This is a genomic window from Neisseria sp. P0004.S004, from assembly GCF_051963335.1.
GTDB lineage: Bacteria > Pseudomonadota > Gammaproteobacteria > Burkholderiales > Neisseriaceae > Neisseria.
In genome coordinates this window covers 22,978-48,695 of record NZ_JBQCUK010000005.1, presented here as the reverse complement: position 1 = coordinate 48,695, position 25,718 = coordinate 22,978, and the positions used below count along the sequence as shown (strand labels likewise).

21 protein-coding genes and 1 other RNA gene are annotated in these 25,718 nt (G+C 49.7%); 8 read left to right on the top strand and 14 right to left on the bottom strand.

Going from position 1 to position 25,718, the window contains the following annotated elements; genetic code table 11:
* Nucleotides 1-21: 21 nt before the first annotated feature.
* On the top strand, nt 22-753 hold the full coding sequence (locus ACTHRY_RS05565) for a phosphoadenylyl-sulfate reductase (protein ID WP_049322278.1): 732 nt from the start codon (nt 22-24) through the stop codon (nt 751-753).
* A 59-nt stretch (nt 754-812) separates the two neighbouring features.
* Here ACTHRY_RS05565 and recB read toward each other — a convergent pair whose 3' ends face one another.
* From recB to ACTHRY_RS05545, 4 genes are all read right to left on the bottom strand, one after another.
* A complete protein-coding gene (gene recB / locus ACTHRY_RS05560) occupies nt 813-4,469 on the bottom strand; it encodes an exodeoxyribonuclease V subunit beta (RefSeq protein WP_440374093.1) in 3,657 nt (1,218 codons plus the stop codon).
* Nucleotides 4,470-4,614: 145 nt separating this feature from the next.
* Nucleotides 4,615-8,373: a hemagglutinin repeat-containing protein gene (locus tag ACTHRY_RS05555; protein WP_049322280.1), complete on the bottom strand. Its 3,759-nt coding sequence runs from the start codon at nt 8,371-8,373 to the stop codon at nt 4,615-4,617.
* A gap of 255 nt (nt 8,374-8,628) precedes the next feature.
* Nucleotides 8,629-10,296 (bottom strand): ShlB/FhaC/HecB family hemolysin secretion/activation protein, encoded by a 1,668-nt coding sequence (locus ACTHRY_RS05550; RefSeq protein ID WP_070822310.1) that lies wholly within the window; start codon nt 10,294-10,296, stop codon nt 8,629-8,631.
* Between the two features lie 211 nt (nt 10,297-10,507).
* On the bottom strand, nt 10,508-11,416 hold the full coding sequence (locus ACTHRY_RS05545; protein ID WP_049322282.1) for a Dyp-type peroxidase: 909 nt from the start codon (nt 11,414-11,416) through the stop codon (nt 10,508-10,510).
* Nucleotides 11,417-11,519: 103 nt separating this feature from the next.
* Between ACTHRY_RS05545 and ACTHRY_RS05540 the strand changes: the two genes are divergently transcribed.
* Complete coding sequence (locus tag ACTHRY_RS05540) at nt 11,520-12,608, top strand: metallophosphoesterase (protein WP_049322283.1); 1,089 nt, start codon at nt 11,520-11,522, stop codon at nt 12,606-12,608.
* A 141-nt stretch (nt 12,609-12,749) separates the two neighbouring features.
* A complete protein-coding gene (locus ACTHRY_RS05535) occupies nt 12,750-13,340 on the top strand; it encodes a LemA family protein (protein WP_440374092.1) in 591 nt (196 codons plus the stop codon).
* A 109-nt stretch (nt 13,341-13,449) separates the two neighbouring features.
* On the opposite strand, the gene ACTHRY_RS05530 is transcribed toward ACTHRY_RS05535, so the two are convergent.
* From ACTHRY_RS05530 to ACTHRY_RS05515, 4 genes are read right to left on the bottom strand one after another with little or no spacing between them, the layout of a single operon-like run.
* On the bottom strand, nt 13,450-14,562 hold the full coding sequence (locus ACTHRY_RS05530) for an SGNH/GDSL hydrolase family protein (protein WP_070822308.1): 1,113 nt from the start codon (nt 14,560-14,562) through the stop codon (nt 13,450-13,452).
* Nucleotides 14,559-15,587, bottom strand: a complete 1,029-nt coding sequence (gene patB / locus ACTHRY_RS05525; protein WP_070822307.1) for a peptidoglycan O-acetyltransferase PatB — start codon at nt 15,585-15,587, stop codon at nt 14,559-14,561. The genes ACTHRY_RS05530 and patB overlap by 4 nt, the downstream gene beginning before the upstream one ends.
* A 10-nt stretch (nt 15,588-15,597) precedes the next feature.
* Nucleotides 15,598-17,034, bottom strand: coding sequence for an MBOAT family O-acyltransferase (locus ACTHRY_RS05520; protein WP_070822306.1), 1,437 nt, complete (start codon nt 17,032-17,034; stop codon nt 15,598-15,600).
* A gap of 46 nt (nt 17,035-17,080) precedes the next feature.
* Nucleotides 17,081-17,719 carry a DedA family protein gene (locus ACTHRY_RS05515; protein WP_070822305.1) on the bottom strand — a complete coding sequence of 213 codons (639 nt, stop codon included), beginning with the start codon at nt 17,717-17,719 and terminating at the stop codon, nt 17,081-17,083.
* Between the two features lie 218 nt (nt 17,720-17,937).
* On the opposite strand from ACTHRY_RS05515, the gene hda reads away from it, so the two are divergent.
* The 4 genes from hda (at nt 17,938) to ACTHRY_RS05495 (ending at nt 20,588) form a co-directional block, all read left to right on the top strand.
* The gene (hda, locus tag ACTHRY_RS05510) at nt 17,938-18,606 is read left to right on the top strand and encodes a DnaA regulatory inactivator Hda (protein ID WP_036490522.1); all 669 of its coding nucleotides are present in this window, start codon (nt 17,938-17,940) and stop codon (nt 18,604-18,606) included.
* Entirely contained in the window at nt 18,603-19,271 is a 669-nt protein-coding gene (locus ACTHRY_RS05505; protein WP_049322289.1) for an HAD family hydrolase, read from the top strand. The genes hda and ACTHRY_RS05505 overlap by 4 nt, the downstream gene beginning before the upstream one ends.
* 60 nt (nt 19,272-19,331) lie before the next feature.
* Nucleotides 19,332-19,646: a TonB family protein gene (locus ACTHRY_RS05500; RefSeq protein WP_003747161.1), complete on the top strand. Its 315-nt coding sequence runs from the start codon at nt 19,332-19,334 to the stop codon at nt 19,644-19,646.
* A gap of 156 nt (nt 19,647-19,802) precedes the next feature.
* Nucleotides 19,803-20,588, top strand: coding sequence for an endonuclease/exonuclease/phosphatase family protein (locus ACTHRY_RS05495; protein WP_049322290.1), 786 nt, complete (start codon nt 19,803-19,805; stop codon nt 20,586-20,588).
* A gap of 163 nt (nt 20,589-20,751) precedes the next feature.
* On the opposite strand, the gene ssrA is transcribed toward ACTHRY_RS05495, so the two are convergent.
* The 3 genes from ssrA to ACTHRY_RS05480 all read right to left on the bottom strand — a co-directional run bounded on the left by ssrA (nt 20,752) and on the right by ACTHRY_RS05480 (nt 22,741).
* Nucleotides 20,752-21,114: a transfer-messenger RNA gene (gene ssrA, locus ACTHRY_RS05490) on the bottom strand.
* Nucleotides 21,115-21,226: 112 nt separating this feature from the next.
* Nucleotides 21,227-22,441, bottom strand: a complete 1,215-nt coding sequence (locus ACTHRY_RS05485; protein WP_003747157.1) for a pyridoxal phosphate-dependent aminotransferase — start codon at nt 22,439-22,441, stop codon at nt 21,227-21,229.
* Between the two features lie 84 nt (nt 22,442-22,525).
* The gene (locus ACTHRY_RS05480; RefSeq protein ID WP_003682441.1) at nt 22,526-22,741 is read right to left on the bottom strand and encodes a tautomerase family protein; all 216 of its coding nucleotides are present in this window, start codon (nt 22,739-22,741) and stop codon (nt 22,526-22,528) included.
* 165 nt (nt 22,742-22,906) lie between these two features.
* On the opposite strand from ACTHRY_RS05480, the gene ACTHRY_RS05475 reads away from it, so the two are divergent.
* Complete coding sequence (locus ACTHRY_RS05475) at nt 22,907-23,506, top strand: MlaC/ttg2D family ABC transporter substrate-binding protein (RefSeq protein ID WP_049322312.1); 600 nt, start codon at nt 22,907-22,909, stop codon at nt 23,504-23,506.
* 59 nt (nt 23,507-23,565) lie between these two features.
* Here ACTHRY_RS05475 and efp read toward each other — a convergent pair whose 3' ends face one another.
* The 3 genes from efp to ACTHRY_RS05460 are packed head-to-tail and all read right to left on the bottom strand — an operon-like array spanning nt 23,566 to nt 25,636.
* Nucleotides 23,566-24,126: an elongation factor P gene (gene efp, locus ACTHRY_RS05470; RefSeq protein WP_036490530.1), complete on the bottom strand. Its 561-nt coding sequence runs from the start codon at nt 24,124-24,126 to the stop codon at nt 23,566-23,568.
* A 42-nt stretch (nt 24,127-24,168) separates the two neighbouring features.
* Nucleotides 24,169-25,326 (bottom strand): elongation factor P maturation arginine rhamnosyltransferase EarP, encoded by a 1,158-nt coding sequence (gene earP, locus ACTHRY_RS05465; RefSeq protein WP_049322291.1) that lies wholly within the window; start codon nt 25,324-25,326, stop codon nt 24,169-24,171.
* A 31-nt stretch (nt 25,327-25,357) separates the two neighbouring features.
* Nucleotides 25,358-25,636 carry a hypothetical protein gene (locus tag ACTHRY_RS05460; protein ID WP_049322292.1) on the bottom strand — a complete coding sequence of 93 codons (279 nt, stop codon included), beginning with the start codon at nt 25,634-25,636 and terminating at the stop codon, nt 25,358-25,360.
* Between the last annotated feature and the right edge of the window lie 82 nt (nt 25,637-25,718).

The window sequence follows — 25,718 nt, the reverse complement described above, 5'->3', positions numbered from 1 at the left end:
AATTATTAGGAACAACCAGCCATGTCTTTATTCCGTCCCCAATTCTGGAAAATCCCCGAAATCAGCGATGACGAACGCCGCCACCTGCCTGAGTTGGCGGCCGCTTTGGAGCGTCGTTTGCAAGACATTGCCGCACGCTATCCGCAAGCCGTGTTCGCATCCAGCCTTGCGGTTGAAGATATGGTCATTACCGATGCCGCGTGCCGTCTGAAACTGCCCATCCGCATCATCACGCTTAATACGGGTAAACTCAATCCCGAAACCGCCGCGCTGATTGCCGAAACCAATGCGCGTTATCAAACCGAATTGGAAGTGTTTTATCCCAACCGACAAACCGCCGCCGAATTTGAAGCGGAGTTTGGTACAACCGCGATGTACGACAGCGTCGAGTTGCGCCGCCGTTGCTGCCATATCCGCAAAATCGAACCGCTCAACCGCGCTTTGCACAACGCCCCCGCATGGCTAACCGGACAGCGCCGCAGCCAGTCAGAAACGCGTAGCGAATTGAATTTTGAAGAGCTGGATACGGGCCGCAACATCGCCAAATTCAATCCTATTTTCGATTGGGAAGAGCAGGACGTTTGGGCATATGCGCACGAGCACCAAGTTCCGCTCAATGTGCTGTATCATCAAGGCTATCCCAGTATTGGGTGTGAACCCTGCACGCGTCCGGTCAAGCTGGGCGAGAATATCCGCGCCGGGCGATGGTGGTGGGAAAGCAAAGACAGTAAGGAATGCGGTTTGCACAAATAATCAAAGGCCGTCTGAAAACGTTTCAGACGGCCTTTTTAACGGTTTAACAAAATGATTTATCAAGAATTTGTTTTTCGTTCAACAAAAGTGGAAAGCAGGGCGGTATCGATGTCCCATTTCCAGATGCCTTGATCCGAGCCGTCCATGCCGCGCAGGAAGAGGTAGCGGATGGCGATTTTGGGCAACGGCTTGCCGCGCAGGGCATAGTAGCGCGCGATGGCAACGGCGTAGATTAGGGCTTGCAGGTAGTAGTGATGATGCGCCACGGCTTCGTTCATCGCCTGTTGCGTGTACGCGCTTGCATCATTGCCCAAATGGTTGGATTTGTAGTCGATTAAAACGACATTGCCGTCAGAATCTTGACAAACCATATCGATGAAGCCGTTCAAATAACCTTGTAAATCATGGAAATCAAGCAGTTGCGCGGCTTGGACGCATTCGGGCGGCGGGTTTGCTTCGCTTGAGGCAAACCAACGGCGCAAGTCGTCCAGTTTGAAATCGTCCATGTACAGGGTGAACCCCATTTCGGGCAGGCGTCGGGTCGGCGGAATCTGCGACAGGCTTTTGTTGATTAAAGGCGTCAGGCGGCAGGTGTCGAGCATGGCGCTCACCGTCGGCAGCCATTTGTCTTCAAAGCTGTGGCGTTGCAAAACTTCGGCAATCATTTCGGATTGGCTCTCGGCAGAGGCGGCGAAGTCGAGTTTTTCCAGCATTTCATGCAAACATACGCCGGCATTGGTGCCGCGGGGGAAATGGTGGATATCGAGGCCGTCTGAAAGCGGGGACGGCAGGTTTTCAGACGGCATGGCACGGTCTGCGCTTTCTGCCGGGTCGATGGCAGGTTGCAAAGGCTCGTGTTGCTCGTCGCTTGACTTGGTGTGCCGGCTCAAACCGGTAAAGCTGGTGTGGCGGATAAATTCAAAATTGCGGCGTTTAATGCTATGTGCGCTAAAAGCTTGGTCTTGCTGGCGGCTGTATTGGTAGACGGTTTCCGGTGGGGCTTCTTCCGTGAAGGCAAACTCCGTATTTTCAGGCGTGTTTGTGATAAAGCGTTGCCAGTTGGTTTTGAGCATTTCCACAACGTCTGTCGCGCTTTTATAGCTTTGGCTGACGCTTTCGCGACCGGTATCCGGCAAACCTTCGAGCAGATAGGCAAAAGGATTGTTTGGCGTACAGTTTTTGTTGGCGGCGGCGTAGATGTTGAGCTGTTCTTCAGCGCGGGTAAGGGCGACATAGAGCAGGCGCAAATCTTCTGCCGTCTTTTCGTCGGCAAGGTGGCTTAGTTCTGCTTCCGAGGTTTGCGATTTTGCCAGCAGCTCGGTTTCGTGGTTGTCAGTATGCAGGATTTTCCAGTTTTCTTTGGAATTGTCTTTGGTATCCCACGCAAAGGGGCAGTAAACCAAAGGATATTGCAAACCTTTCGACGCGTGCATGGTAACGATTTTGACCAATTTTTCGTCGCTTTCAAGACGGATAGTTTGTGCGTCTGACGGGAAATGGCCGCTGCGCGCACGGCTGATTTGTTCGTTTAACCATTTATGCAGGGCGGCAGGGTTGCGGCTTTGGCTGTCTTCTTCGGCCAAAAGCTCCAGAATTTGGTAGTAGTTGGTCAGGCTGCGTTCGTTGCCGCCTTTGAGCAGGCGGGTTTCTATGTCATGTAGGGCGGAAAACTGCTGCACGGCGGCAAAAATGCCGCCTTTCCGCCATTTTTCCATGGCTTGGGCGGATGACTCCAGCCATTTCAGCAGTTGGTGCTCGTTGTGGTTGAGTTCGTAAATCTCTTTGGCAGTATAGCCAAACAAAACGCCGGTCAAGACAAAGCGCAGCCAGTCGGTTTGCCTTGGGTTGAGCCAAAAGCCGATCAGCGCAGACAGCGAGTCGGCCTCGGCGGAATCGAAAACGGACTGGCGCGACAGCAACACGCTTTGGATACGGCGCTGTTTCAGTTTTCCGGCAATCATCGCCGCTTCGTTGTTGGTGCGCACCAAGACGGCAATATCGCCGGATTCTAACGCGCGGCCTTTGAAGTTCAGACGGCCTTCGGCTGCTTCATTGAGCGCAAAGGCAATTTCATCGGCGCAATATTCGGCGGCACGGCCACGCAAAATATCTTTACCAGTTTGGTCGTCCGTATTGAGCCAGCGCACTTGGATGGCAGGGCGGTGTGGCGACAGCCAGCTTTCGGCGCGGCTGGCGGAGACATCGCTGTAATCGATGTTTTCCAATACAAAGGGGTGTTTTTTTTGTTTGAACAAGGCGCTGATGCCGTTAATCAGCTTGGCATGGCTGCGGTAGTTGACGGCAAGGGTGTAATGCCTGTCCGCATCTTGCGCGGCTTGCAGATAGGCGTAAATGTCCGCACCGCGAAAGCTGTAAATTGCCTGTTTGGGGTCGCCAACAAGAAACAGCGGGCAGCCTTGTTCGATAAAAATTTGGCGGAAAATTTCGTATTGCAGCGGGTCGGTATCTTGGAATTCGTCAATCAGCGCGATTTCCCAGTTTGCCGCCGCAGCTTTTGCCAACGCGTTGCTGTGTTCATTGGTGGTCAATGCCTGATGGACGTCCAGCAGCAAATCGTCAAACACGCGCTCGCGGCGTGATTTTTTTTGTTCGGCAATGGACTGATTGATGTGGGAAAGGAGGTCGAGTTGCAGGCAGATGAAGACTGCTTCTTCCGCGCTTTCCATTGCCTGCAAATCACGACCGAGATTGGCTAAGACTTGCAGCTGAATAATTTCCGGCGCATCGGCATCAGCTTTATATTCTTTTTTCAGTTTGCTGTTGAGCGTATCGATACTGAAGAGGCTTAATTTTTCCAGCGTTTGTTTGCTCAGGCGGGGCAGACGGTTGGATTCGGCGTTTGTTTTTAAATCGGTAAAAACATTTTCAAAGGTTTTTCGTTTGTAGGTTTGGCCGTTCAGTTTGGAAAAAATTGCCCAAAACGCTTTTTCCAAGTCTTCCAAGTGGACGCAAATTTTTTGCCATGTTTCTTGAAGCTTGGCTTGAGCTTCTTGCAAATCGCCTTCAGGCCGTCTGAATTTCAGATAGGGGCGGCCGGTATAGCTTTTGATTTCGGCAAGCATTTCTTCGGGCGTGCATTTTCGGTCAAAAACCAATTGTGCCAATGTGGTATCGGTCGCCACTTTCTGCCGCCAAAAGTCCTGCGCTGGAATCAGCAGCCTCTCGCGTGAGTCGTCCGACAGCTCGACATCCAAAGGTGCGCCGCACAAAAACGCGTAATCGCGCAAGACGCGCTGACAGAAGCCGTGGATGGTGTAAATCGATGCGTTGTCAAACTGGCTCAGCGCGGCTTTGAGGCGGAGAATCAGGCGATGGCAGCTTTCCTGTTCGTCTTGCTCACCTAAAGCCAAAGGAATCAAGCGATTGAGAAAGTCATCGGGGGATTTTTTCTCTTTTTCGTAATATTTATTCAGGCCGTCTGAAATATGTTCCGGCTTGCCGCCCATGGTTTGGATTTCGTTCAAAACCTGCAACACTTCGTCCAAACGTGCGCGCAAACGGGTTTTCAGTTCTGCCGTCGCCGCTTTGGTAAAGGTAACGACCAGAATTTTCTCGATGTCTTTTTTTTCTAAAACAATCAGTCGGGTAAAGAGCGCGGCAATGCCGTAGGTTTTACCCGTACCGGCGGAGGCTTCGATGAGGTTGGTGCCGTCGATGGAAAGGGTGAGCGCGTCAAAAGGAAGGGCGGAAGACATGGTTGGAACGGAATAGTATTAGCGAGGCATTATCATAACAGAGATAGTGTGTGGTTTTGCATCGATGATAAAAATGCCGTCTGAAAACTTACTGTTTTCAGACGGCATGTCTTAATGGCTATTCAAATGACTTCAATAGCGCATCTTAGTAACGCAAACGGCGTTTGGCGTAGCTTGGTTGGCGGGGACGATAGGTATAACGGTTCGCCGCAGAAGCTTTAGTGTTGTCATAGTAGTGCACAACATTATTACCGTTGATGGCCGTATTGTTGACGCTCAAACCGGTTGGAGAGCCGGTAGTAATAACGACATTGTCGCTTTGGATGACGTTTGCCGTATTGGTCACGTTGGCGTCGTTTTTACCTTTGGCGTTGATGCCGCCGTTTGGTTTGCCTGAAGCGTAGCTGCCGTTGACATTGACGGTCAGATTTTTTTCGTTAACGCTGCTGATCGCGCCGGAAGTATTGACTTTGTTGCCTTCTAATTCAACGGAGTTGTTGGATACCAAGTTGGTACCGTGCAGGTTGACGTCGCCGTTGTTGGCATTGATTTTAATATCGTTGCCGGCCGCTACATTTGCGCCTGCGGCGGTAGAAGAAGCGTTATCGGTTTTGTTGACGCCGACAGAGCCGTTGACATGAGGAACGGCCACACCGGTTTCAACATTGATTGTCGCACCAGCGCCGATACCGACATTAACGGCTGTACCTTGGTTGGAGGCAGTATTGGCTGACTCGGTGAAGGTTACACCGTTGCCTGCGGTAATGTTGACGTTGTTGTTGGCAGTAATGTTGGATGCGATTTCAGCAGAGTCTTTGGCGTTGATGACAACATTGGTCGCATTCATATCGCCTTTGACGGCGGTAGATTCTTTTTTGTTTTCATCAGCGTAGTTGACGTTCAGGTTGGCATTCACATCAACGTTTGAACCGTCTTTAGTGTATGCGCCGACAGTCAAAGAAGCGCCGCCTTGTTTGCTGCTGCTGTTGCTGGTGTTGTGAGCGGCAGTATTGTGGTATGAACCTGCGTCAATGTTGATCGCACCGGTTACATCGTATTTTGTACCTTCATCAGACACTTTGTCATTTGCCAAAACGATGGCATTGCCTGCGTTGATGGTGGTGACGGTTGCAGTGGATTCATTGTGGGTCGAAGAGTTGCCTTGACCTTGCGCAGTGATTTCACCGCCGATGCCTTTGTTGGTGCTGATGCCGGCAGAAACGACCAAACCGCCGCCGTTTTGTTTCACATCGGATTTCGCGCCGCTGTGTGCCGCCGCATGGGTAACGTTTTTGGCAGACTCAATCACATTGCCGGTCGCATTAATCACGGTACCTTCTTGATTAATATTGCCGTTGGCAGTGATGGTGGTGTTGCCGCCGGTATTGATGTTGGATACATGGGATGTGTCCGTTACGGTTGTTGCATCCGTTTTGGTGCTGGTAATGCCGACAGATACGCCGACGCCTGCGGCGTTATTTTTTCCGTATGCGGTGGCAGATACGCCCAAATCGGTTACGCGGCCGGATTCGGTTACAGTGCTGCTGCCTTTGGAGGCAACAACATTGACGTCATTAGCTGCGGAAATGTTGACGGATTCTTCGCCGTTGACTTGGCTGCCGCTGACGGTAACGTTTGAGTTGGAAGACAACTGGGTGTTTTTACCGGTCAAAATGCTGCCGCTCAGGCCGACAGAGTGGGTGTCGGTGTGGGTATCGGTGAATTTGATACCGGCTTTGGCAGTCACACTGCCGTTTTCTTTATTGGTTTCGGTACCCGAGTAGCCTTTGATGGAATACTCGTTGACCTGTTTGTTTTCTACCGCTTTGGCAGCATCGATGGTCAAATCGCCTGCGGAAGCCAGTTGCAGTTTTTGTGCCGCAAACAATGCAGAGCCGATCACATTGATGTCTTTGTTGGAAACAACGGTCAGGTCGGCATTGGAAACCAGGGTGGAACCGGTTACTTTTTCAATGCTGCTGTTGCTGCTGGTTTTAGAGGTCGTGATATTGAAAATCGTACCTTTACGCGCGCTTTGTGCGGAAGTGTCGGTGCTGGTGGCGTTTTTAATATCGACATTGCCTGCTTTGGAGCTGACGAATGTACCGGCTTGGCCTTCGACGGTACTGCCGTAAACGTTGACGCCGTTTTTTGCACCCAAGACTACGTTTGAGTTGGCAGTAATGCTGCTGCCGTGCAGGTTTTCGGTACGGTTGTTTTGAACTTGGCTTTCACCGCCGAACAGGCCGCCCCAGTATTTTTTCTGGTCGTCGAGGCTGCTGGTATTGATGGTGGTTTGCGTACCCAAGTTGATGTTGTTGACATCGGTAACGACATTGCCGTTTGCCGCGATGCTTGCGCCGTAAGTGCTCAAATCGCCTTCGGAAATCAAACCGATATCACCGGCTGCGGAGATTTTGGTTTCATGGGCGGTAGAGTTTTTGGAGGATTTTGTAGCGATACCGGTTTTCAGGGCAGCAGTTTCGTTTTTGAAGCTGACATAAGTCGAGCTGCTGTCGGTTTCGCTGTTGCTGCTCAATACGATGCCTTGTTGGGCGGCAATGCGTGCATCAGCAGCCGAGTTCAGTTCGGTTGCGTCCAATTGGACTTTGCCGGTGGTCGCAATATTGACAGAGCCGGCATTGATTTTGGTTTGATGCAGGCTTTCGTCAGTAGAGGAGCTCAGGTTGTTGTTGTACCAAAGGCCTTTGCTTTGAGTGTGGTCGGATTCTGTACGGTTGGTGGTTTTTACCGAGTTAGAATTGATGTTGCCTGTGGCAGAGGCGGTCAGTGCGCCGGCATTGATGTTGGCTGCGCTCAGGTTGAGGCTGCCGCTGTTGTTCAAAGTCAATGACTCGGATGCATTGATGTTGCTGGCGGTAAAGGTTTCCGTTTTGTTGCGGTCTGAACGGAAGTGCTGAACATTTTGCGCTTCTTTGCCGCTGGAAGATTTGTTGGCGGAATGGCTGGTAACCGTGCCTTTGATGTCGGTATCGCGGGCAAACAATTCCATTTGCGCGCCGGTCAGGTTGGCGGACTGGATGCTCAGGTTGCCTTTGCTGTCGATATTCAGGTAGCGGGTACCGGTAATGGCGGCGTTTTGAATGTTTTGTTTGGCGCGTTTGTCAGTCGCGTGGATGCGGATGGTACCGGCGCGCATGCTGCCGAAGATATGGCCGTCAAGAACCGGCGCATTTGAAGCTGCGTCCAAGGCTTCGATTTGTGCGGTTTTGTAGTCGAAGTTGCTTTTGCCTGAAGAAACGTTGATGGCGTCAGCGGCATTGACGTTGGCTGATTTGCCGACCACAACTTGTGGCGCGAGCAGGTCAACCACGCGGTTGCCGCTCAAATTGCCGTTTACTTGCAGTTGTTTGCCATTGTCGCTGATATGGAAAGATTTCAACGCGCCGTCTGAAACGGTTGGCGTACCGACAACCAAGGATGCGCGGTTGGCATTCAGGATGCTGCCGCCGTTGTGGGTAATGCCGTTAGGGTTTGCCAAAACATAGTCTGCGGCAATACCGAAGATCTCTTGTTGACCTAAAATCAGGGAAGGGTTTTTGCTGACTACTTCGTTCAAGATCACAGATGCGGCCTGACCTTGGAAGTTTTTGTTGGCAGACAGGTTTCCGGCCAGTTGGGATTTACCGGCGGACAGGGCGTTATTCAAAACGGCGCCGTGTTGGGAAACGTTGTACTTGTTGTATTGGTTGTGAGAAAGACCTTGGGCCGTCGGTGCGGCAATGTTGACGATGTCGACATTGTTCTGCTGCTGTACCGAAGTTTGGCCGATGGCTTCGATATTGGCGGCTACCGCTGCATTTCCCAGGAATGCAAAGCACACGGCGACAGTCACTTTGCCGGAAGCTGAGAGCTTAGGCTGATATAAAGTGTCGATTTTCATGGATTTTAATCCTTATTTATCGTGATGGAGAGTGAATCAGAAATCCCATATCGGGTATCGGATTTCTGTTGAGAAAACTTTTGAATGTATTAACATTGGTATGGAAATTTTTACAATCATACCACCAGTATGATCTTGTGTGCACTATTTCAAATGCAAATAAAAGCCGCTCATCTTATTGATATTAATAGAAAATTAATAATGTTAAGATGAGCGGTTTATATATTGGATAAAAGGATATATATTTACATAATTTTAAAATGGAATGCGTAAAGAAACGGTTACATGATCCTGTGTTTCGCTGTTTGATTGGTTGGGCATGCGCGCAAAACCTTTGCCGTAGTCGGCAGAAAGCTGCCATTTGTCCGCCTTGCCCAAATTCAAACCTGCCACTAAGCCCATGGCGCGTTGCGAACTTTCGTGATGATTTTTGGCAACGCCGATGTCTGCGCCCAGATAAGGTTCGATATAGATGCCGTGGGGCGTATTGCGGCGGAAATAAATGGTATTGCTCAACAGGACTGCGCTGCTTGCGCTTAAAGAAGTCGAACGGAAACCGCGTACATTTTGATAACCGACGATGTCCATTTCTTTGGCGGCAAACAAATCATGCGGGCTATATTGGGCATCGATTTGGTGATGGTTGCGCACGATCCATTTGCCCAATGGGCGGTTTTGAATCAAATTGCTTTGCAGGGATACAGAGGTATAGCGCTTGTCAAACGGCGTATGTTCGGTATTTTTCGCAAACCCTTGTTCCACACCGATATTGTTGAGCCAAATGCCGTTTGGCAGGATGGCCGTGTGCGACAGGCCGACTTGTGCCGAATAGATTTCCGGGCTTTGCAATTCCAGTTTGCTGTCGGCAAATTTTGCAGTCTGTTTCACATAATCGATGCCGGCATAGGCGGAGGCAATGTGTTTTTGACTGCGTGAGAATACGCGGTCTGCTTTGATTCCTGCCGCTTTGGATTGGGAGCGGTAGGCGTAGCGCGTAACGCTGGGTGTTAGGATGCTTTGCGATTGCGACGCGGCGGCGTAAGTGCTGAATGTCCATGCGCCATAAGGAACTTGGTAGAACAGGCTGCCGCCGCGACTGTAATGGCTGTCGTGGTTGTTTAGATTGGTGTAGCCGTTTAGATAAAGGGAGTCGCTCAATCCCAACGGGCTGCCGATATTCAGGCTGCCGCGCAGTGTCGTGGTATTGGGTTTGCTGCCTTTATTATCGATGGTAATGCTGCCGCCCCAATGTTTTTGGGCATCGTTGTTGAGTTGGATGGAGGCGGTGCCGTCATCATGCGGATAAACGTCGATGCTGACGTTGTTGCCGGCAACATGGTTTGCCTGTTCGATACCTTGGTCGAGGTATTGGATGTTCAGCGGTTTGCCTTGATGATTGGGGAAGAGGGTGTCGACGTTGACTGTACGGGAGCCGCCGGTAATCTCACGGATTTTGCCTTCGATGACGGCCAATTTCAAAACACGCTCGGGCGTGGTTTCAAATTTGATTTGCGTGTGCGGATAGCCTTGAGCGATATACTCGGCAACGATGTCCCGGTTCAGTTGGTTGATGTTGTTTTGATTGATGCATTTGGGGAGTTTGGCTTCAATCTTTTTGGAATCGATAAGGGTAATGCCGGAAAGTTCGATACCGGTGTAATCCAAGCATTCGGTATTGTTTTCAGACGGCCCTTCTTGTGCAACTGCGTCGTTATCTTGTTTTTTCTGTAAATCCCATGCCGACTGCTCGCGTTTTTGGATTTCGACCGAATGAATCTGGTCGAGGTTGTCGCGGAAGTCTTTGTCGAATTGGTTGGGTACGTTTTTATCGATTTGATCAGGCGGATTCGGTGTATTGGCCGCATAGGTGTTCAGCGCGGAGAGAATCAATACGGGCAGGGGAAGGAGGCGGGATTTATACATGGTGTCGTAATTTTATAGGGATAATAATTGGGTTTATTTTATCGAAAATAGCTGCTTGGGGTGTATCGGTTTTTATCCTTGTCTGCAATCAGGGTTTATTAAGCAACAATGGGATAAATTTCTATGATAATACCATAAAAATATTAATGGGATTTAAATAACAAAAACCTGCCTTTGAAAAGGCAGGTTTTTTCAGACGGCCTGAGAGCCGTTAAAGATTTTGCAAACGCTCGACAGAAGGTGCGTAGTAGTAAGCACCTGATACGGCTTTAGACAAATATTTCAGCAGTAAGTCGGTTTTGCCGTCTGCATCGCCGAACATATTGAGCAGTTGAACTTCAATATTGTGCAGCGTGTTGCAATAGGAAGTGAACATCAAACCATGTTCGCCGCTGATTTTGCCGAAGGGCAGGCTGCGGCGGACAATTTTCAAGCCAACGCCGTTTTCTTTGACGTTGACGCGGCCGAGATGGGAGTCTGGCAGGCGCACGTCTTTGCTGAATTCGTCATTGGTTTCTTTGCTGCGGCCTACGCTGGCTTCTTGTTCGGCAGTAGGAACGGCATCCCATTTTTTCAAATCATGTAGATATTTCTGCAGTAAAACATAGCTGCCGCCGGCATCGGGCTTGCCTTCGGGAATAATGGCGACATTGCGCACATTGTCATCGCCCTGCGGATTTTCCGTACCATCGACAAAACCGTCCAAGCCGCGGTCTTCATACAGGCGCAGGCCGTGTTCTTCAGTGGCTACGCGGATGCTGTCTCCGAATGCGTTTAATACGGATTGTGCCAAGGCATAGGCGGCTTTTTGCTCGGTGGCTTGAATGTGGATATAGAGGTCGTGTTGGGTGGAAGGGGCGAGGCCGTTGCCCAATTCAGGGAAAGGTTTGATTTCGCTGCCTTCTTCAGTGTGACCGAACGATTGCCATGCGCGGCTGCCGAAGGCAATGGTCAAACCCAAAATATCATTTGGAAAACGGGTTTTTAATTTGGCTAGAGCCTCCAAAGAAAGACGGCAGGCAGATTTGATGTCTTCGTTGCGGCCGTCTGAAATGTCTGCTTCGATAAAAATACCGGCTTGTGCGTGATCAGGAATAATAGCTGATTGAGGGTGGCTCATGATGATTCCTTTCAAAATATTATGGGTTTTTACGTGGGGGATTATACACTGAAAGTTTCAGACGGCCTAAAATCTGCCTTTTGATTTTTTAGGGCGGAAAGGCATGTTTGGCAAGATGTTTTTTGTGAGCGTCATTCTGTTGCAAGTGTTTACATTCGGGCTCGGGCGTTCGCTGCAATGGCTGTTTGCGCCTTGGATTGGCAAAGTCGGCAGGCGTTGGCTGATGGGTATTTCCTATTTCATTACAAACGGCTTGTTGGTCGGCTTGCTGCTGGAATTGGGGCATATGATGTTCCGCGTGTTGGCGTTTTGGATGGTTATCTTGCTGTTTGTGATGTATGCCGCGCTGGCGACATTTATCCTGTATCTTTTGCTGCGCCGTTTTGTAGCACGCCAACCTCTTTCTCGAAGCCTGCGGCTGTTTGCGCCTTTGTTTGTGATCGGTTTGCTCGGTTTAGGGATGTATAACGCCTATACGCCCATGGTCCGCCATCAGACTGTATTCATCAATAAGAAAATGGATAAGCCGCTACGTATCGGCGTGGCCAGCGATTTGCACTTGGGGATTTTGTTCGGCGCGCGTCAATTGGACGAGCTGACGGACATTATGAAGCAGGAACAAGTCGATATGGTGTTGCTGCCGGGCGATTTAATGGACGATACCGTTGATGCGTACCTGAAAGAAAACATGAAACCGCATTTACAGAAGCTGACTGCGCCGATGGGCGTTTACGCCACTTTGGGCAATCATGATTGGTTCCGCGATCAGAAACGCATCAAACATGAATTGGAAGCGGCAGGTTTGACGGTTTTGGCCAATCAGGTTTTGGAAGTGAATGGTGTGTTGCTGGTGGGGCGGAGCGATGATTTGGATCACAAACGCCCCAGTGCGGAGCAGCTTTTAGAAGGTCAAAATACCCAATTACCGGTTTTGCTGATGGACCACCGTCCTACTTCAATCGAAACCCATGCCCGGCTGCCGATTGATGTGCAGGTCTCCGGCCATGTCCACAACGGCCAAGTCGCACCTGCTAACCTTATCGTCCGTACGCTTTATCGTCTTGCTTACGGCTACGAGGCAATCGGCAACGGCCATTTCTTCACCACTTCGGGCTACGGCTTCTGGGGCATTCCCCTTCGTTTGGGTTCGCAATCAGAAGTGTGGGTAATTGACATCAAGTCAAAGCATTGAAATAGAAATAGAAACTTCAGGCCGTCTGAATTTCAGACGGCCTTTTTTATGAAAATTGGGAAAAATATTGAAATTGGATTATAATCGATGTTAATAAAATCAGCCACCGATATGAGTGGCATCATAACTAGGGAACTCACTATGGGCATTATCAGTCTTGCACTTATCTTCGTATCAATCGCCGCCGTCTTATTGTATTTCAAACAACAGTTGAAAGACCGCAAAAAAGACTGTCGCGAATCCTTTGTCTCTTTGCGCATTGCGCTCGACTGCCGACATCATGCCGTCCGTCATGTATTGGATGCATACAGCAAACACCTGCAAGAGCAGGGCATTGCATCGGATCAAAACGTTCAGCAGATGTGTGCCGAAGTTGAAACCGCATTGGCGCAAACTGCCAAAACATTTTCCGAATCCAAAATCAAACATCTGTGCGAAACCGAAACAGCATTGAATCATGCGCTGAAAAAATTGCAAACCGCCGTCAACAGCCTTTTGAAACAACATCCTGATGAGAAATTGGCCGGTTTGATGGAAATGCTGGATGCTGCAGAAGCAGAAGTCGCATCGGCACGCCGCGCTTACAACCGCAGGGCCGGAAGCTACAATCATCATTTAAACAAATTGCCCAACCGCCTTGTCGCCAAGCCATTAGGCTTTGACAAGCAGGCAAGTTTGGTTCGTTTTACGGAAAACCAAACGCAACGAATGAGTAGCAATATATTGGCTTAAAAATAAGCAGTTTGCTGAATAAGCGATAAACAAAAGGCCGTCTGAAATATGAATTTCAGACGGCCTTTTTTGTGCTGTGAATGAGAAAAATACTTAGGCTTTTGCCAATTTATTGGGCAAAGCGGATCAGGCTGTCGGCAAGCTTATCGGCTGCAGTTTCATAGCCTTGTGCAGAAAAGTGAACGCCGTCTTTGGCTGCCAAGCCTTGCGCCATCCAGTTTTTCATGCTGCATGCGCCGCCCATCGCATCTTGCCAAGACCAGAACATGATTTTTTCGTCACGGGCGATGCGTTGCTGCATTTGTTGTACTTCGCTGAGCAAGACAGGGCGGTTGCCGCAGCTGCCGTAGGCGGTTTTCAAAGATTCCGGAGCGCCGAGGATCAGAATGCCTGCATTGGGCAGGGTGTTTTTGATTTGACGGATATAGTTGCGCCATGTCCGCTCGGTAGAGGAAATATCGAGGTTGCCGGAAAAGGCTTCGTTGGTACCGTAGGCAAGGATGATTAAATCGGCTTTGGTTTGTGCCAAATCTTCCCACATGCCCGGCCGCCATTTTGACCATTGGGACAATTGCGCGCCGTTGATGCCCATGGCGGAAACAGTGACGCCGCGTCCGGGGCGTTCGATATTAATGAAACCGATTTGCCAAGGCATGCTGCTGCTGAGCGTCATCGGCAGGGAAGCATTGGTATGCAACAGTTGCCAGCCGTTTTGTTTGGCCGGAATTTCGCGGCCGTTGACAATCAGGGTTTGCTCGGACCAAACCGGTTTGCCGAAGATGGAGATTTGTTGCATGTCCATGCTGCCGTCGGCTGCGCTTAAGGTAACGCTGCCGCCGTCGGCGCGTGCTTCAATGCCGCCGAAAGAAAAGTCGCTGTGTGATTTGCGGCTGCTGATGGTGTTCCAACCGCTGCCGCTGTAACGGACGGTTGCCATGCGCTGGCCTTTGACGGTGTTGGGGTAAACCCAACCGATGCCGCCGTTGCCCCATTTTTGTTGCAAACGGCGGCGCAGGCGGTCGGTGAAATAGTCGCCGGCGGTGTGTGAGTCGCCGACTTGGATAATGCGGAATTTGCCGTCTGAAGTATTGTTGAGCTGTTGCAGTTTGTTCAGCCAGGCAGGGCGGTTGGAGCCGTAGTTGCTTAATAGGCCGGCATCGGCAGCGCAGGCGGTCATAGGGAGTGCAAGAAGCGTGAGGAGTAAGGTTTTATTCAATTTCATGGTTGTGTATCGTGTGTAAAATTAATTTTTTCCATAATTTTTTCGGCCAATAGTTTTTGGCCTTCTGCGGAAAAGTGGATGCCGTCCTTGCTGCGGTAACGGATGATTTTTCCGTTGACTTTGACAGAGTCGGCATATTCTTCTGCGCCGTTGCTCAACAGTTTGTCGGTCGGCAGCCAGATGGCTTGAGGCGACACCGTACCCGACAGGATTTTGTCGAGGTAGCGCATCTGTTCGTTGAGCTTGGCTTTTTTCATGTAAGGAATGCCCAGCCAAATGACTTGGACATCATGTGTGGAGGCTGCATCAAGAATACGGCGGACGCGGCTGAGGTATTCCGCTTCCCATTCGGGGGAGGCGAACTTCAGGTATTTTTTACCCATCGGGAAATCCCATGGGTCGTTAGGGCCTAAGAATACAACCAAAACGCGGATGTCGGGTTCTTTTTGCAAAGTTTGTTCGATGGTTTTCGGCCAGTCGAAGAAGTTGGGGTAGGACAAGCCGGTGCTTTGTTTGCTGAGGTTGACCGATTGTACGCCATATTCTTGCTTGAGGTGTTTTTGTACGAAAGGTGCAACGCCCTGCATCAGCGAGTCGCCGGCAAAGAAAACTTTGTTGCCTTTTTTCAATACAACCTGCGTTGCCGACCGATCAGCCTGATTGCTTGGCTCGCTGGCGGCGGTATCCGTATTGTTAGCCGCATCAGAAGCGGCAGTCTCTTTTTGATTGTCCGATGTTTCAATATCTTCCGTATTTTCAGACGGCCTTGTTGTTTCAATGCCAGAGTCTTCCGAAGCTAAAGCGTCTTCTGCTTCCAGCGAAGCTTTCAGGCCGTCTGAAAATTCGTAGGCTTTTTGTTGCCAATCCGCACCGATACGCCACCAAGCGTATTCGGATAAAGGCTCAAGCGGACTGTTTTCATGATAGGTCTGCTGCCAATAGGCATTGATGGAGTTTTGGGCAAACCACGTCAGCGCAACCGCACTGAGCAGAATCGAAACAAACAGGGAGATAAAGCGTTTCATGTTCTGCTCCTTAGAAGTTGGCGTAAATAAAGCCGGGAATGCCGGACGGGGCGAAGACGATAATCAGGGCGAGGATAAGCGTGATGGGGATAAACCACAGCCATGCAGGCAGTTTGTCCAGGCCCTTTACCGATGCTTCAAATAAGCGAAGCAAATACGGGTACAGCAAAAGCATCAGTGCAAAGGCACCCAGCAACATGAGGTCGGTCGGCAGAGGCGCGTTCCAACCTTTATCATTGGCAAATAATGCGCTGAACAGCATTTCCGTATCGGCAAGCGTTGCGCTGTTGAACACGACAAAAGCGAAACAAACGAAATGGAAGGTAAACAGCCAGGCGAGCGGTTTGCCGATTTTCAGACGGCCTAAGGCGTTGCGGCCGACGATTTTATCGCCGCAGTTAAGCAATACCAAAGCCGCACCGTGCAGCGCGCCCCAAATCAAAAAGCTCCAGCCGTAGCCATGCCAAATGCCGGAAAGCAACATGGCAATCATCAGATTGAGCTGGGTGCGTCCGAAGCCTTTTTTGCTGCCGCCCAAAGGGATATAGATATAGTCGCGAATCCAAGTGGACAGGCTGATGTGCCATCTGTCCCAGAAGTCGCGGATGTTGATGGCGCGAAGCGGCGCGGCAAAGTTTTTCGGCAGCTGGAAGCCGAGCAGCATGGCCAAACCGATGACCAAATCCGAGTAGCCGGAAAAGTCGAAAAAGAGTTGGAAGGTGTAGCCATAAATCGCAGACAACACGCCCCAGCCGTCGAACTGGGCCGGATTTTCAAAAACAGGCGATACCCAGCCTTCCGCCAATACGCCGGCAAGCCACCATTTTTTAGCAATGCCCAACACAATCAGGCCGACCGCCAACGCCGGATAAATCAGCTGGCGTGCCTGTTTGGTGCGGATTTGCGCCAATGCGCCCGCCTGTTCGCCGTCTATGCTTTTAAAAGCGGCCGCACGGATAATCGGGCCGGATGTGATGGTGGGGAAGAAGCTCAGATGCAGTAGGAGCTCGTGCCATTCAAAACGCTCTCCCTTAGGCTCGCGGTAGCAATACACCAAGTAAGCCAGCGATTGGAAAGTGTAATAAGACAAGCCCAAAGGCAAAATAATGTCGATGACGGCGCTTTGCCCTGTATATTGCTGAATAATCGGGCGGAAAAAGTCGAAATATTTGAAGAAACACAAAACAGTCAATGCCGCCGAAATACCGCAACCCAGCCAAAATTTGCGGATATTCTCGTTTTCAGAAAACATCAGCACGCTGATCAGGTAAACCACAGACGAGTAAACCAAAATCAGCGCGGCAAAAATGGGGTCGATACGGTAAAGCCAGCCCAGCCCGGCAACCAAAAGTAAAACGTTTTGAACTTGCGGCAAACGTGCAAATGCCCAGTACAAGGGTAAAAATACGATAAAGAATACCGCAAATTCAATAGACAGCAACGGCATGACAATTCCTTGATGTGTTTAAACTTTCAAACTTTTCGATTGATTGTTATTTTTTGGCGTTAAGTTTGGCACGGATAATTTCGACTACCGCGGGTAAAATCGAAATCACGATGATTGCCGCCATGACTAAGCCCAGATTGTTTTTGACGACGGGGATATTGGCGAAGAAGTAGCCTGCATAGGAAAACAACAATACCCACAACACTGCGCCGATAATGTTGTAACGGATAAACGTCCCGTAGTGCATATCGCCCATACCGGCGACAAATGGCGCAAACGTCCGCACAATCGGCACAAAGCGCGCAATGATAATGGTTTTGCCGCCGTGTTTTTCATAGAACGCATGGGTTTTTTCCAAATACGAACGGCGGAAAATTTTGGAATAAGGATTGGCAAACAGTTTTTGTCCAAAATACTTGCCAATCATAAAATTGGCCGCATCGCCTAAAATGGCGGCCGCTAAGAGCAGCAATACCATGACGTGGATGTTCATGCCACCGATGGCCGCAATACCGCCGGCGGCAAACAGCAGCGAGTCGCCGGGCAAAAATGGCGTTACAACCAAACCGGTTTCGCAGAAAATTACAACAAACAAAATCGCGTAAATCCACGGGCCGTATTGGGTGGAGAGGTGGACAAGGTGTTGGTCGATATGGAGGATGAAATCGATAATGGTAGAAATCACTAGGGTTCCCAAATAAAAAGGCCGTCTGAAAAAGAACAGACAAATGTTTCGGCGAGAAGTTCGACATTGTAAAACCAAAGCGGAATAAAACCAATGCCGTAAGCTGTTTAGAAGTGCAGATATGTTGCAGGTATAGGCTTCAGACGGCCTTTATCCTTGATGGTGGACGGCAAAACAACGTAAAATAAAGCCGATTTCAACCTAACCGGTGCGCCTTTGTGAACCAGCTCATCTTTGATTTTGCCAGCCATGATTATCCCGGCTTCGACAAATTTCTGGGAACAGAAAATGCCGAGCTGGTGTATGTGTTGCAGCACAAACATGGGCAATTTATCTATGTTTGGGGCGAAGAGGGCGCAGGCAAAAGCCATCTCTTGCAGGCATGGGTCGCCCAGGCACTCGATGCCGGACGAAATGCCCTCTATATTGACGCCGCCGCCACGCCGCTGACAGAAGCTGCGCTGGATGCAGAATATCTTGCCATTGACCAAATCGAAAAGCTTAATAATGAAGAACAGGCTTTACTGTTTGCCATCTTCAACCGCTTCCGCAACAGCGGCAAAGGCTTTTTGCTTTTGAGTTCCGAATATACGCCGCAGCAGCTCGTTATCCGCGAAGACCTGCGCACACGCATGGCGTATTGCTTGGTTTACGAAGTCAAACCGTTGACCGACCGGGAAAAAATCGATGCGCTCGTCAGCATGGCGGCTGCCCGTCAGGTAACTATCGATCCGGAAATTTTCGAATACCTGATGAACCATTGGCGGCGTGATATGGACAGCCTGATGCAAATGCTCGATACCCTCGACAACTACGCTGTTATGATGGGCAAGCGCATTACTTTGCCGCTTTTGCGCCAGCTTTTAAAACAACAGGAAACCCAATGAAAAACCTTGCCATTTTCGACCTCGACAATACCTTGATCAATACCGATTCGGATCACTCCTGGCCGCAATACCTGATTAAAAAAGGCATAGTCGATGCGGCTGAAACCGAGGCGCAAAATGAAAAGTTTTACCAAGACTATCAAAACGGTTGTCTTGATATTGATGCCTTCCTTAAATTCCATCTCGCGCCTTTGGCCCGTTTCAGCAAGGAAGAATTGGCTGAGTTTCATCGTGAGTTTATGGCTGAATATATTGTTCCGTATATTTCCCCGATGCAGCGTATGCTGGTGCAAAGCCATCAAATGGCGGGCGACGAAATGTTGGTTATTTCTTCGACCAACGAATTCATCATTACCCCTATCTGCCATCTTTTCGGTATTCACAACGTTATCGGCACACAGCTTGAAACCGGCGAAGACGGCCGATATACCGGCAACTATGTCGGTACGCCCAGCCTGAAAGAAGGCAAAATTACCCGATTGAACCAATGGCTTGCCGAGCGCGGCAAGACCTTTGAAAGCTACGGCAAGGTCTATTTTTACAGTGACTCCAAAAACGATTTGCCGTTGCTGCGTATTGTAGACGAACCTGTCGCCGTCAATCCGGATGCCGAGCTGGAAAAAGAAGCCAAAGCAAAAGGTTGGCCGATTTTGAATTTTAAATAACGACCAATCAGGCCGTCTGAAATATTTAACCCTAACCACAACCCTAATAAGGACTAAAACATGAAAACGACTAAACTCCTCGCCTCAGCCCTGTTGTTTGCCGCTGTATTCGGTACCGCGCAAGCAGCCGATACCGAAACTCTGGAAGCCATGAAAGCGCAAAACGGCAGCGTTAAAACCGTTTTGATGGATGTTTTCACAACTCCTGCCGGCAACGTTGACCGCGTGAATATCATTCAATCCAGCGGCAATCCTGAAATGGACGAACGCGCAGTGAAAAGCGTTTCCAAATATCCTTATCCGAAACGCAAAACCGCATCTAAATACCAACACACCGTTACTTTTGAAACCAATGTTGAAGTAATCAACAACTGATTCGGACGCGAGGCCGTTTGAAAACAGAAGGCGTTTTGATTGGGAAATTCCCTCTCAAAACGCCGTTTTATTCTTTAAACAAGTATAACCAAAATTGCCGTAAAACCACACGCTCCGGTGCTATACTAAAACAAATAAACCGCTTCATCACACATCATGTCTCCCCGTCCAGTTACCATTACTTCCTACAATATGCACAAAGGCATGTCTGCGCTCAACCGCAAAGTGCAGGTTAACCGCATGGCTGACGCGCTGGGTGCATTGGGTTCGGATGTTTTGTTTTTACAAGAAGTCCAAGGACAACATCTCAACAGAAGCCGCCGTACCGACTTTCCCGATGCGCCGCATTACGACATCATCGGCGACAGCCTCGATTATCATCGCAGCTACGGCAAAAATGCCGTCTATCCTAAACGACACCACGGCAACGCCATTCTCAGCCGCCTGCCGCTGAAAACGGAAAACAACCTCGACATCAGCGTCAACAAACTCGAACAGCGCGGCCTGTTGCATTGCGAGGTCGTGCCCGAAGGTTGGGAAGACCCGCTGGTGTGTCTGTGCGTCCACCTCAATCTGCGCGAACCTGACCGCCTCAAACAATACCGCGCCATCAGCGACTATGTCGACCGCCACATCAACCCTGACAGCCCCTTGATTATTGCCGGTGATTTTAATGACTGGCGGCAAAAATCAGCGCGTGAGCTGGGCAGGGCATTAGATTTGAACGAAGTATTTGTTGATAATACAGGCAAACGTCCCAAAACCTTCCCCTCGCGCCTGCCTATCCTCAGCCTCGACCGGATTTATACGCGCAATCTTGATGTTATCGATTCTGAAATCCACAACAGTAAAGACTGGCAGCATTTGTCAGATCATCTGCCGTTGAGTGTAACAGTTAGACCGCATCGTAAAATGGATATGAAATTAGATAGAAAAATGTAAGACTGAAATCTTTTTTAAAGCACTATTGGTGGTAATGTATTAAAAAGTTTTTTTACTTAGATATTTGAGACAAAAACAGGCCGTCTGAAACGTTTCAGACGGCCTGTTTTAAGTTTATAAAAAAGCGCAAACCTTTTTATATCAAAAGTTTGCGCTTTAAATCTGGTGGAGGCGGGGGGAATCGAACCCCCGTCCGAAAGTCCTCTACAGAGCGTTCTACATACTTAGTTGTGTCTATTTAGAATCTCGTCCCCATCATGCCGACCAACAGGCCTTCAGGGAACCAGTTACCTTAAATCTCGTTTCCTGCCAAGTAACCCGACAGAAAACCAGTCAATGTAGAATGACGTTGCGGTAGCTTGCGCTACACAGCCCATTGACCAACTGCTGCAACGGCAGGCCTTAAGCGGCCAGTGCGTAAGTTTCGTCGTTTGCGACTATTTTGATTCAGTGTTTAACGGGAAATCTGAGACCCCGGTATGCCCGCATCTGCTTTGCAACCCCCGTCGAAACCAAGATCGCCCCCAGATAGGAAGGGTTGATTATACGCATGTCGGCAGGCTTTGCCAAGTTGCTGTTTGATGAAAAAGGCCGTCTGAACAGCGGTTTGCTTTTTCAGACGGCCTCTTTGTTTAGGTTTATTGACGGTAGTTTTGCAGGAAGCGTTCGAGTTTGCCCATGGCCTCTTCAATTTGATGAACGGGCGGCAGGGTAACGATACGGAAGTGGTCGGGGCGTATCCAGTTGAAGCCTGTACCTTGGACGAACAGGACTTTTTCACGTACGAGTAAGTCGTAGATGAATTTCATGTCGTCGTGGATACTGTACATTTCGGTATCGATTTTGGGGAACATATACAATGCGCCCATGGGTTTGACGCAGGATATGCCCGGAATCTGGTTGACCAGTTCCCATGCTTTGTTGCGTTGCTCGAGCAGGCGGCCGCCGGGGAGGAGGAATTCGTTGATGCTTTGGTATCCGCCTAAGGCCGTCTGAATGGCGTGTTGCATGGGTGTGGTGGCACAAAGGCGCATAGACGAGAGCATGTCCAAGCCTTCGATATAGCCTTTTGCATGATGTTTCGGGCCGTTAAGTATCATCCAGCCTTGACGGAATCCGGCAACGCGGTAGGCTTTTGAGAGGCCGTTGAATGTCACGGTCAGGAGGTCGGGGGCGAGCGCGGCGATATGGTGGTGTACGGCGTCGTCGTAGAGGATTTTGTCGTAAATTTCGTCGGCAAAAATAATCAGGCCGTGTTTGCGTGCCAATTCGGCGATTTCGAGCAGGATTTCTTTGCTGTACACCGCGCCTGTCGGGTTGTTGGGGTTGATGACGACGATGGCTTTGGTTTTAGGCGTAATTTTGGCTTCCATGTCGGCCAGGTTGGGGAACCAGTTGTTTTCTTCGTCGCATAGATAATGGCGGACGGTACCGCCTGCCAGTGTTGCGGCGGCGGTCCACAAAGGATAGTCCGGTGCGGGAATCAGGATTTCGTCGCCGTCGTTGAGCAGCGCCTGCATGGACATGGTAATCAGTTCGGAGACGCCGTTGCCGATGTAAACGTCGTTGACGGTAACGTCGAGCAGTCCTTTGGTTTGGTAGTAGTGGACGATGGCTTTGCGTGCGGAGTAAAGGCCTTTGGAGTCGCAATAGCCTTGAGAAGTGGGCAGGTTGCGGATGACGTCAACCAAAATTTCATCAGGCGCTTCAAAGCCGAACGGAGCCGGATTGCCGATATTGAGCTTGAGGATTTTGTTGCCTTCTTCTTCCAGTTGCAGGGCTTTTTTGTGAACCGGGCCGCGGATGTCGTAGCAAACGTGATCCAGTTTGGATGATTTGGGAAATTTCTCCATGATGTGTGTTCCGTAAAATTGTTAACAATGGGATAAATGTACTCTTTTTGCGGGTAAATTAAAAGGGTTTCAGACGGCCAAGGCTTACTTATTGCGCGCTTCGGCACGGCGAACCGTCACGCTTTTACCGCCTATGCCCCAGTTGTCCATATCGATTTCGTCGATGACGACGACGGTCGTCTCAGGATTTTTGTTGAGAACGCGTGAGAGTAATTCGGTGACGCCGCGGATTAATTCGGCTTTTTGTTCTGCGCTCGGGGCTTCGCTGCCGCCGGTTACTTTAATGTTGACGTAGGGCATGGCTTCCTCCTTTGAAAATAATGTTTATATGTTATCTTATTTTTATCAGGCCGTCTGAAATTTAATTGCAGGATTTTTCATTGCTCATGCCTGCTTTTACAAAGAATTAAGTTTTTTGGAATGGATTGTTTTTACAATGCGGTTTTATTTTGGATGGATATCATCATGAACCGTTTTCTCCAAACTTTGATTGTAGCCGCTCCGATGGTGATTGCCGCGCCTTATGTGGCGGCGGAAACGCATCCGGCACAAAAGCAGATGCAGCAGAACATTGATGCCGTGTTGAAAATTGCACGCAATACTTCTTTGACAGAAGCGCAACGTGTGAAACAGGTTGAGCAGTATGCTAACCGTTATCTGGATTATGAGCGTATTTCGGCTTTAGCGGTCGGTGCGCCATGGCGTGAATTTTCTGCCAAACAGAAAACCGATTTTATCCGTGCATTCAAAGACATGGTCATTGCTATGTACTCGCATTCCGCGTTAATTGGCGCGGCGGATGCAAATGTTCGCCTGTTGCCGAAGATGACGGCAAACGGTAATAAGTTTGACGTTTTCTCGGAAATTCAAACCAAAAAAGGTACGAAGTATGAAGTGGCTTACCAACTTTACCAAAGCGGCGGTGTGTATAAGATTTACAACATCCGCGTGGACGGCACCAGCTTGGTAACGGTATACCGCAACCAATTTGGCGAGCTGATTAAGAGCAAAGGCATTGACGGTACGATTGCCACTGTCGAAGCCAAGGGCTTGAAGAAACAATAAGGCAGATTGAGAAAAAGGCCGTCTGAATATTCAGACGGCCTTTTTGTGTTACGGGCTGATTAGGCGCGTTTGCGGAATTCGCCGGTACGGGTATCGATTTCGATTTTGTCGCCGTTTTCGATGTAAGACATCACTTGAATTTCAGTGCCGCCGACCAGACGTGCGGTTTTCATCACTTTGCCGGAAGTATCGCCTTTAACGGCAGGCTCGGTGTATTCGACTTCGCGAACGATGATGGTAGGCAATTCTACGGAGATTGGGTTGCCTTCGTAGAAAGTGACTTCGCATTGGTCTTCCATGCCGTCAACAATGAATTTCAACGCATCGCCTATGTTGTCGGCTTCGATTTCGTATTGGTTGAACTCTTCGTCCATGAAGACGTACATTGGGTCGGCAAAGTAGCTGTAAGTACAGTTTTTGCGGGACAGGATAACGACGTCGAATTTGTCGTCGGCTTTGTAAATGGTTTCAGTAGCGGCACCGGTCAGCAGGTTTTTCAGTTTCATGCTGACTTTGGCGGAAGAGCGGCCGCCTTTGATGTATTCGGTTTTTTGAACGACCATAGGATCGTTGCCGACCATGAATACGTTGCCGGCGCGCAGTTCTTGTGCTGTTTTCATTGTAGTTTTCCAATCAAATCGGTTGTAATAAAACGCGCTATTTTAGCGTATTTTTTTGTGCTTTGAAATAAAGGCGGTAAGTTTTTCAACGGCACTTTTTTGAGTAAAAAGTCCGTCCCGCCATTTTGCCGCGCTTTGGCGCCATTCGTTTTGGTGTGCCGTCAGGGTTTGCCATGCCTGCAGGCGTTGGCTGTCGCTGAGTGCTTCGCCGTTGTTGAGTTCGTCGGAAAGGAGGCGGTGTGCCGTGGCGACAACATCCGGATAAACCTGATGCGCTTTGTCCCAAAACGCGTGCAGCTTGTCGAGATGGATATTTTCTTCTTGCGGGTAGATGTGCCAAAAGAAGGGTTTGCCGGCGAGCTGGGCGCGAATAAAGCTGTCTTCGCCGCGTATGACGGCGCCGTCGGCAAGGTTGAGTAGTTTGTCGAAATCTTGTTGGGCAACGAAAGGGATTTTGATCAGGGTAACGTGTTCGCTCTGATACACATCGCCGTCTTCAAGGAGGGCGTTTTGCGGCACTAGGCCGCTGTTTTTCAGGCTGGCGATGATTTGCGTACCTGCAAGCAGCAAGGTAATGGGTTGGCCGGCCTGTTGCCACATGGTCAGCCATTTTGCCCAAATATCACTTTGATAGCTGAAAAGCAGCCATTCGGGCGCGTTTTTTGCGGGAAGTTTGAGTTGTCGGCGTAAGGTTTCCGTATCAAAGCGGGCAGATTCGGCGTAATCGCGTTCGCGCAGCAGGCCGCCGCTTTTTTCGCTGAAACCCATAAACCAAAAATATTTCTGTATGCCGCCGGCCTGTAGCGAGGGCATTAAGTGCAGCCTCTCGTTGCTGTCTTCTGCGCTGAGGTATTCCCAGTTGAGCCAAAGCGGTCGGTATTGGAGGATGATGGTTTGAACATTGTCGGGCAGTTCGCAGGCGAAGGTTTCGATGACGATGTCGGGGGTAGGGGCTGTATCGGTATCTTCGGCATGGTCGGCTTGCCAAGCGTGAATGCCGATGCCTTGATGGATATTGGGAATTGAGGCTAAATCAGGGCAGAGTGCCTGAAGGGACGGGAAATCGTCTGTCCACAAATGTACTTGCCAGCCGAGTTCGCGTTGCAAAATACGCGCCAGCCGCCATGAAACGCCGATGTCGCCGAAGTTGTCGATGACGTTGCAGAAAATCCAGCAGGTATAAGGTAGGGTGGTGTTCATGGAAAAATATGCCCAAGGCCGTCTGAAAACATCAGAATGCGCCGAAATAGTGGAATAAATAAACAATCAGCAAAACAATCGGGATAAACATCCAAATGCTTTGCCGTTTCAATTCGGGCTCTTGTTTGAGGTGGTGTTTGATGACGTCAAAGAGGACGAATTTGAATAGGAACGTGGCCTCGCAGGCAAGGATAATGCCGTTGATGAGGTGTTGCGTTTTGTCTTCGGGCGGGTTGAGGGCAAAACATAAAAGGGTGGCAAGCGGAATCAGGCAGACGGCGAGCCAGCGCAAAAGAATGGGTTTGGACATGGTGTGTGTGCAAGAAATAAAAGAAACATTATACCCTGTCGCCTTTCAGACAAGTGCAAATCAGGCTATCATTCGGTTTATT

Bases quoted from the DNA above. Each gene is read 5' to 3' on its own strand.
- ACTHRY_RS05565 (WP_049322278.1), top strand. From the start codon at position 22: ATGTCTTTATTCCGTCCCCAATTCTGGAAAATCCCCGAAATCAGCGAT.
- recB (WP_440374093.1), bottom strand. From the start codon at position 4,469: ATGTCTTCCGCCCTTCCTTTTGACGCGCTCACCCTTTCCATCGACGGC.
- ACTHRY_RS05555 (WP_049322280.1), bottom strand. From the start codon at position 8,373: ATGAAAATCGACACTTTATATCAGCCTAAGCTCTCAGCTTCCGGCAAA.
- ACTHRY_RS05550 (WP_070822310.1), bottom strand. From the start codon at position 10,296: ATGTATAAATCCCGCCTCCTTCCCCTGCCCGTATTGATTCTCTCCGCG.
- ACTHRY_RS05545 (WP_049322282.1), bottom strand. From the start codon at position 11,416: ATGAGCCACCCTCAATCAGCTATTATTCCTGATCACGCACAAGCCGGT.
- ACTHRY_RS05540 (WP_049322283.1), top strand. From the start codon at position 11,520: ATGTTTGGCAAGATGTTTTTTGTGAGCGTCATTCTGTTGCAAGTGTTT.
- ACTHRY_RS05535 (WP_440374092.1), top strand. From the start codon at position 12,750: ATGGGCATTATCAGTCTTGCACTTATCTTCGTATCAATCGCCGCCGTC.
- ACTHRY_RS05530 (WP_070822308.1), bottom strand. From the start codon at position 14,562: ATGAAATTGAATAAAACCTTACTCCTCACGCTTCTTGCACTCCCTATG.
- patB (WP_070822307.1), bottom strand. From the start codon at position 15,587: ATGAAACGCTTTATCTCCCTGTTTGTTTCGATTCTGCTCAGTGCGGTT.
- ACTHRY_RS05520 (WP_070822306.1), bottom strand. From the start codon at position 17,034: ATGCCGTTGCTGTCTATTGAATTTGCGGTATTCTTTATCGTATTTTTA.
- ACTHRY_RS05505 (WP_049322289.1), top strand. From the start codon at position 18,603: ATGAAAAACCTTGCCATTTTCGACCTCGACAATACCTTGATCAATACC.
- ACTHRY_RS05500 (WP_003747161.1), top strand. From the start codon at position 19,332: ATGAAAACGACTAAACTCCTCGCCTCAGCCCTGTTGTTTGCCGCTGTA.
- ACTHRY_RS05495 (WP_049322290.1), top strand. From the start codon at position 19,803: ATGTCTCCCCGTCCAGTTACCATTACTTCCTACAATATGCACAAAGGC.
- ACTHRY_RS05485 (WP_003747157.1), bottom strand. From the start codon at position 22,441: ATGGAGAAATTTCCCAAATCATCCAAACTGGATCACGTTTGCTACGAC.
- ACTHRY_RS05480 (WP_003682441.1), bottom strand. From the start codon at position 22,741: ATGCCCTACGTCAACATTAAAGTAACCGGCGGCAGCGAAGCCCCGAGC.
- ACTHRY_RS05475 (WP_049322312.1), top strand. From the start codon at position 22,907: ATGAACCGTTTTCTCCAAACTTTGATTGTAGCCGCTCCGATGGTGATT.
- efp (WP_036490530.1), bottom strand. From the start codon at position 24,126: ATGAAAACAGCACAAGAACTGCGCGCCGGCAACGTATTCATGGTCGGC.
- earP (WP_049322291.1), bottom strand. From the start codon at position 25,326: ATGAACACCACCCTACCTTATACCTGCTGGATTTTCTGCAACGTCATC.
- ACTHRY_RS05460 (WP_049322292.1), bottom strand. From the start codon at position 25,636: ATGTCCAAACCCATTCTTTTGCGCTGGCTCGCCGTCTGCCTGATTCCG.